General features: G+C 63.9%; 1 protein-coding gene. It reads right to left on the reverse strand.

Annotated features, from left to right (window positions below; translation table 11 throughout):
- Positions 1 to 504, reverse strand: a 504-nt coding sequence (locus AC5PZ0_RS28295) for an immunoglobulin-like domain-containing protein (protein WP_493856216.1), incomplete at both ends; no start/stop codon positions are given.

Below are 504 nucleotides of genomic sequence, written 5' to 3' on the forward strand. Positions count from 1 at the left end.
GTGCCTACGCCGGGTTCGTCGTTGACCGTGGTGGTGGCCGGGGCCTTGTCCAGGGTCAGATTTTCGAACTTGCTGGCGCCCGCGCCACCTACCGATTGCAGGGTCTGGCTGACCGAGCTTTGGCCGATGTAGACGTTATCCGGTGCAGCGACGGTGGCCGTACCGACGGTGCCGTTGGCCGGCACGGTGATGACGGTTTTGCCGTCGCTCAGGGTGAAGGTCAGGGCGCCGTGGTTGTTGACTGGCAGGCCATCCTTGCTGGTCAGGGTCACGGTGTAGACGATCGAACCGCCTTCGGTGACCGACGGCGTGGCGGTCAGCTTGGCGATGACTTCGTTCGAGGTGTCCTTGATGTCCACCGAGGCCGAAGGCTTGCTGACGACCAGGTTCTCGAACTGGCGGCCATCCGGCACGCTGGTGCCGGTGATGCTGACAGTCAGCGAGCCAGCATCGACGTACACGTCTTCGCCTTGGGCGTCGTGGGTGAAGATGGCCGAGGTTTCG

The organism is Pseudomonas sp. 5.2, from assembly GCF_059025405.1.